This is a genomic window from Dethiosulfatibacter sp. (assembly GCF_983023055.1).
In genome coordinates this window covers 1-6,840 of sequence record NZ_CEZJXU010000093.1, presented here as the reverse complement: position 1 = coordinate 6,840, position 6,840 = coordinate 1, and the positions used below count along the sequence as shown (strand labels likewise).

Sequence of the window (6,840 nt, the reverse complement as noted above, 5' to 3'; positions counted from 1 at the left end):
CTTTTGCTCACAAATACATTGCCTTCCAAATCTATATTTACATCTTTTACCGTAAATACCGTTCCTCCGGATTTTGAAAGCTGCTTTATTACAGATTCAGCTTCAGCAGGAGCATTCTTTGCACCTTCCACCTCGTCATCACTGTATACTTCAGTATTGTACTCACCTGAGATGGCTTTAAGTAATATCCTTTCGCCTTCCCTTATTTTCACATCAAAATCAAGAGATCTCAGGAAATATATGTCTGCGTTCTTAATTCTTATACCAACCTCATCTGATAGATTCTTGTTGAAGGTCTTATAAATAACATCGCCTACTTCCATCTTCTGCTTGGCTTTGATGAATACAAGTTCCCCTGCCTTTGCTTCCTTGATGCTTGTTCCCTTTTGTACAAGTCTCTCAATTATGAAGCCCCTGTTCTTTTCGTTCTTTCCGTAAGTAATTCCATCTCCAACAGTAATATCGTCCACCAACTGTACTCCTGCGCTGTATCCGTTCATCTGCTCCACGGTACCCAACAACGTGCCTGTGTTTTTTGGAGAATCATAGGCCATGAGATCTTTTCCAAAATCTCCGAAAAGCAGTCCCTTTGTGAATCCCCTGCTGAAAACCTCCTCAGCCTGCTTTTTCACATTTTCATCGTATATACCATCCAGAAGCTGTCTGTAGTAGGTCACTACCCTGTCCACATATTCTGGCTTTCTCATTCTTCCTTCAATTTTGAATGTATTTATACCAATGTCTGCAAGCTTCTGTATTTTCGCTCCAATATTGAATTCCTTAAGGCTCAATGGATATACAGGATTGTCATTTACCTTCAATCCCGTTTCCTTGTCAATAATGTCAAAAGCCAATCTACAGGTCTGTGCACATCTTCCTCTGTTTCCACTTCTGCCACCAAAATAGGAACTGATATAACACTGTCCCGAATAAGAACAGCAAAGAGCTCCATGAATAAACACTTCCAGTGATTTATCAGATTTTTCCTTGATTAGCTTAAGTCTTTCAAAAGGTGTTTCGCGTGCAAGTATGTTCTTCTTTATATTATATTTTTCCAAAAGGTCTATTCCGAAGTAGTCGCATATTGTCATCTGGGTACTTCCATGTATCTTTAGTCCGGGAATATGCTTGTCAATAAGCATCATAAGTCCCCAGTCCTGTACGATTACAGCATCTACATTTATTGAATTAAGATAATTTGCATATTCAAGAGCTTCAGTAATCTCTTTTTCCTTGATCAGGGTATTTAGAGTAATATATACCTTTACCCCTGCCAGGTGAGCATATTTTATCAATTCCTCCAAATCATTGTCCGTGAAATTGTCCGCGAAATTTCTCGCATTAAAAACCTTGCCTCCAAGATATACAGCATCAGCCCCTGCTTTTACAGCAGCATAAAGTGACTCACTGTTACCAACAGGCGCAAGCAATTCGTGTTTATTCATTTTATTCTCCATTTAAATCCTTGGACATCTTGTCCATATATTTTTTTATTCGTTCCGCACTATAATCGGTTTCAGTGAACTTGATAATACTTCACCAGTGAAATCATTGTGCATTATGTTAATAAAAATAAACTGATGGTTTCATCAGTTTATTCTTCGTTAATATCCAATGTATCCAATAATTTCGATACGTCCGGTACATACCTTCCTGATTCTTTCGGTGTTTCAAATGTTTCAGTAGATTCAGATACTTCCGGTTCTTCCAATATTAGAGGCATTTCAAGTTCCAGGGGATCTTCTGGTTCTTCTCTTATCATGAACAAATCTTCAGATAACTTCTTGAATTTGTTGTCAAGATCCTTGTTAATCTCATTCATAAAGGACAGTTCCTCTTCCTTTACCTTAAGCATATTTTCATATTCTGTTAATTTGCTTGCCAGTATGTCAAATTCACTGTTTTTCTGAATGAGTTCCTGCAAAAGCTTATCTTTTTCCTCAATGGATCTATCAAGGTCAATTACCAGTTTGCTTTTTTCTTCCTTCATCTTTTTAATTTCAATCGGATTTATGACAACTTTTTCATTCTGCTTTGCCTTCTCCAGCTGATCCAAAATCTTGAAATACTTGTCGGCAATTATAAAGGTAGTAAACGCCAAGGAAGAAAAGCTGTCGAATTTCTTGTCCGTAGCCTTGAATTGATGTATTTTGGAGTTAATCATTTCCTCAATCTTTTTTATATATTCCTGATTTTCATTTGTCTGTACCTTGTACTTCTTTCCTGCTATTTTAATTTCAACACTATTGTACCCCTGCATAGCATCTCCTCATTAAATTTATTTATAATATATTTTGTTCCTATTTTCTCACAATTGGCTATAAAGGTCAAATACAAAGTGCAAATTTTAGCTAATTTTAACAAATTTACAACATATTTTTATTGAAGCCTCCATTGATATGATGTATAATATTTTGAATATTTTTTAAGAAAGGACGTTATAAACAATGAAAATGGGAATAGTAGGTCTTCCAAATGTTGGAAAAAGTACCTTATTTAATGCAATAACATCAGCAGGAGCAGAATCAGCAAACTATCCATTCTGTACTATAGAGCCTAACATAGGCGTGGTTTCAGTGCCTGATGAAAGACTTGATTTTCTTGCGAAGGTCAATGAATCAAAGAAAATAATACATACGGCAATGGAATTTTATGATATAGCAGGACTTGTAAAGGGAGCAAGCAAGGGCGAAGGTCTTGGAAACAAATTTCTTTCACATATAAGAGAGGTTGCAGCAATTGTACATGTTGTAAGATGTTTCGAAGACGATAATGTCACTCATGTAGAAGGTAATATAGACCCTATAAGAGATATTGAAATAATAGATCTTGAACTTATACTTTCAGACCTTGAGATGCTATCGAAAAGAAAAGAAAGACTTACCAGGAATTTAAAGGGAGATAAATCTCTCGCATTAGAACTGGACCTTGTAACAAGGATTGTAGATAGTCTTGAAAACGAACAACCAGCAAGGAAAATGGAATTTACAGAAGAAGAAGAAAAAATGGTAAGGCTATTAAGCCTCATTACCTATAAGCCCGTGCTATATGCAGCAAACATAGACGAGGAACATTTGGTTACAATGGAAACAAATCCTCACGTTCTCAAGCTAAGAGAATATGCTGAAGCTGAAAATTCTGAAGTTATAACACTTTGCGGAAAAATCGAAGCGGAAATATCTGAACTTGATGAAGATGAAAAACACGAATTCCTACTTGATATGGGACTTAAGGCTTCTGGTCTAGACAAGCTTGTAAGTGCAAGCTACAAGCTTCTTGGACTTATTTCATTCCTTACTTCCGGACCTCAGGAAACTAGGGCATGGACCATCAAAAGAGGAACAAAGGCTCCACAGGCTGCCGGCAAAATCCACTCCGACATAGAAAGAGGCTTCATCAGAGCAGAAGTCGTTGGATTTGACAATCTTAAAGAAATCGGCTCAATGCAGGCCATCAAGGAAAAAGGAATGCTTAGACTTGAAGGCAAGGAATATATTATAATAGACGGTGATGTTATACTTTTCAGATTCAATGTTTAAAAATAATTGAATCCATGATAAACTTAATATTGAAATATAAGAATCCACTATTTATGGTGGGTTTTTTATTTATGAAAACTTATTCCAACAATTCAAGGCGGTGTAACAATGGCATACAATTTAAGCGCCATCCAAAAAACTCTTAATGACATAACCAAGGCTATAAAAAGTGTAATCAACGTTGATGTAACCATTGCAGACAGTAACCTGACAAGAATCACAGCATCAGGCAACAACATAACAAGGGTTGGAGAACAGATATCAAAAAAATGCGTATTCTCAAAATCTCTGGATTCAATGGAAAGCTTTATCATAGAAAATCCACGTGAAAATATAAGATGCATAGGCTGCGATAAGAAGACAGAGTGCAAGGAATTTGCACAGGTATGCTGTCCTATAATAGTACAGGGACAGGCTGCAGGAGTTATTGGCCTTATAGCATTCAATGAAGATCAGAAAAAAAGGATCGTTGAAAATGAGATAAACCTTCTTGACTTTCTCAAAAAAATGTCAAGCTTAATAGCATCCAAGCTCATTGAACAGGAAAGTACCATAAGAATCAAAAAACTAGCAAATGAACTTGACACAACCATGGACCTCATAGATGTCGGAGTAATATATACTGATGAAAAAGGAAAGATAGAAAGAAGCAACAAGACAGCACAAGAATATTTCAGCAAAAGCAGCATATCCAAAGGGACAACCATAGAAACTATCATTTCACTTTCTCCTGTCGGAATTATTGACAATGTAAAAAATAAAAGCTTCAACTATTCAAAACATGACAGGAAGTTCCACGGATTCTACTCAATACATCCCATTATTTACGACAATGAAACAAAGGGTTATGTATTTACAATAACTGAGCTTGAAGAAATGATCAGTGTTTTCAGCAATATTGCAGGAAAATCCAGAGAAATAGCCTTCGACAATATTATCAGCGAAAACAAGGAGATGTTAAATGTAATAAACCATGCTAAACAATTTGCCAAAGGTAACTCTTCCGTTCTAGTACAGGGAGAAAGCGGTACGGGAAAAGAACTCTTCGCAAGAGCCATCCACAATCAGAGTCCACGTCGCGATTCCCCATTCATTGCGGTAAACTGTTCAGCTCTTCCTGAAAACCTAATCGAAAGCGAGCTTTTCGGATATGAGGAAGGATCTTTTACAGGAGCTAAAAAAGGTGGAAACCCAGGCAAGTTTGAACTTGCTGGAAAAGGAACAATCTTTCTTGATGAGATTGGCGACATGCCCCTTCACCTTCAGTCAAAGCTTTTAAGGGTTCTCCAGGAAAAATCCTTCACCCGTGTTGGTGGAAACAGATCAATATCAATGGACGCAAGGGTAATATCAGCAACAAACAAGAATCTTGAAACAATGGTTGAAGAAAGAGAGTTCAGAGAAGACCTTTATTTCAGACTCAATGTCATACCAATACATATACCTCCCCTTCGGGAAAGAAAAGACGACATAATGATATTGTCCAATGTATTTCTAAGAAAATTCAGCAAACAATTCAACAAGGATGTAAAATATTTTGAAGACAGTCTTATGGAATTTCTAACAAGATATACTTGGCCTGGAAATATAAGAGAACTTGAAAACACTATGGAATATCTTGTGAATATTACAGATGGAGACCTTTGCAGAAAATCAAACCTGCCAAACAGATTGAAGCGACATTTTTCAGGTGTTGAAAATACCGGTAATGAAATCAACAAAAAAGAAGAACCAAAGAGTATAATGACAATAGAAGAAGTTGAAAAGCGTGAAATAGGTAAGGCGCTAAAGGTCTACGGCAGAAACAGCACGGGTATAGATAACTCTGCTGAAGCGCTTAATATCGGAAGAGCCACCCTGTACAGAAAAATAAAGAAATATAAATTGTAAAAAACCATGTATCATTTTGATATTTGATATCATTTTGATACATGGTTTTTGGTTTTTTGTATCATTGTGATACTACGCTATTTTTTATCCGTATATAAATGTTGAAATTCCAACAGTTCATCTTTTAATTTTGTTGGCATGATACTTGCTGTATATATTCTTATAAAAAGAGTGCACGGTACTCAAAGGAGCTAATATCATGAATACTTCAATTACAAAAAATATGGATAATATACTGAAACTTCTAAGAAATGACGTAAAACCTGCAGTGGGGTGTACTGAGCCTGTCGCCATTGCCTTAGCTGCAGCAGCAGCAAAATCCGTCCTTACAGGTGACATTGATGATGTAAGTGTAAAACTAAGTCCCAATATCTATAAGAACGGAATGAACGTAGGAATACCTGGAATAGATAGAACAGGCCTTGATGTTGCCGCTGCCCTGGGTGCTGTAATAGGTACTCACAAAAATGGTCTTCAAATTCTTGGTGAAGTAAGTAATGAAGAACGAAACGCGGCAATAGAACTTCTCAACAGCAACAAAGCCAAAGTAACTCTTCTTGATACTAATGAGAATATATATTTAGAAGCAGTTGTTAAAAGCGGCAAGGATACTTCCAAAGCAATAATCATAAAAAAACATGACAATATAGTTTCAATTACGCTAAATGACAAGGAAATTTTTTCGAAAAACGAAGATTCAAATACTGGAATAAATTCAACTTCCATGCCTGATGAAGACTTCTTTAAAACTCCAATAAGGGATATTGTCAAATCAATAGAACAGCTTGAACATAAAGAAATAGCCTTCATGATTGACGGTCTTGAAATGAATTTACGCGCAGCTAAGGTCGGACTTTCGGAAAAACTTGGAATAGGCGTTGGCAGTGCCATAAAGAAAGCTATAGACGACGGATTATTAACTGAAGATTTCCCAAATACTGCAATGATGCTAACTGCAGCTGCTTCCGATGCAAGAATGTCAGGAATGGCAATTCCTGTTATGAGTTCAAACGGCAGTGGAAACCATGGCTTGACTGCAATACTTCCTATAGCCGCCTACAGAGAATACCACGAAGTAGATGATGAAAAAATAGCAAAAGCTCTAGCCATAAGCCATGTAATAACCGGTTATATCAAGCATTATGTCGGGCGTCTTACTCCCTTATGCGGTTGCTCAATAGCCGCTTCTACAGGTGCAACCTGCGGTATAGTATGGCTCATGGGTGGTACTATTGAACAGCTTGAAAATGCAATCAAGAATATGATTGCAAACCAAGCAGGAGTAATCTGTGATGGAGCTAAACCGGGCTGTGCTCTTAAGCTTGGAACTGCTGCTGCTTCAAGTGTTCAATCGGCAATTTATGCACTTTACAATCATTATGCCCACGACAACAACGGCATCGTTACAGGA

5 protein-coding genes are annotated in these 6,840 nt (G+C 37.0%); 3 read left to right on the top strand and 2 right to left on the bottom strand.

The features are described from left to right. Together AC3AX0_RS04905 and AC3AX0_RS04900 are read right to left on the bottom strand one after the other, a co-directional pair. On the bottom strand, positions 1–1,445 hold a 1,445-nt coding region (locus AC3AX0_RS04905), incomplete at its 3' end, for a peptidase U32 family protein (protein ID WP_487549190.1). A 149-nt stretch (positions 1,446–1,594) separates the two neighbouring features. Beyond that, complete coding sequence (locus AC3AX0_RS04900) at positions 1,595–2,260, bottom strand: cell division protein ZapA (protein WP_487549189.1); 666 nt, start codon at positions 2,258–2,260, stop codon at positions 1,595–1,597. Positions 2,261–2,447: 187 nt separating this feature from the next. Between AC3AX0_RS04900 and ychF the strand changes: the two genes are divergently transcribed. The 3 genes from ychF to AC3AX0_RS04885 form a co-directional block, all read left to right on the top strand. Further along, the gene (gene ychF, locus AC3AX0_RS04895) at positions 2,448–3,539 is read left to right on the top strand and encodes a redox-regulated ATPase YchF (RefSeq protein WP_487549188.1); all 1,092 of its coding nucleotides are present in this window, start codon (positions 2,448–2,450) and stop codon (positions 3,537–3,539) included. A gap of 108 nt (positions 3,540–3,647) precedes the next feature. Further along, entirely contained in the window at positions 3,648–5,429 is a 1,782-nt protein-coding gene (locus AC3AX0_RS04890) for a sigma 54-interacting transcriptional regulator (protein ID WP_487549187.1), read from the top strand. A 223-nt stretch (positions 5,430–5,652) separates the two neighbouring features. Continuing rightward, positions 5,653–6,840, top strand: a 1,188-nt coding sequence (locus AC3AX0_RS04885) for an L-cysteine desulfidase family protein (protein WP_487549186.1), incomplete at its 3' end; no start/stop codon positions are given.

Bases quoted from the DNA above. Each gene is read 5' to 3' on its own strand.
- AC3AX0_RS04900 (WP_487549189.1), bottom strand. From the start codon at position 2,260: ATGCAGGGGTACAATAGTGTTGAAATTAAAATAGCAGGAAAGAAGTAC.
- ychF (WP_487549188.1), top strand. From the start codon at position 2,448: ATGAAAATGGGAATAGTAGGTCTTCCAAATGTTGGAAAAAGTACCTTA.
- AC3AX0_RS04890 (WP_487549187.1), top strand. From the start codon at position 3,648: ATGGCATACAATTTAAGCGCCATCCAAAAAACTCTTAATGACATAACC.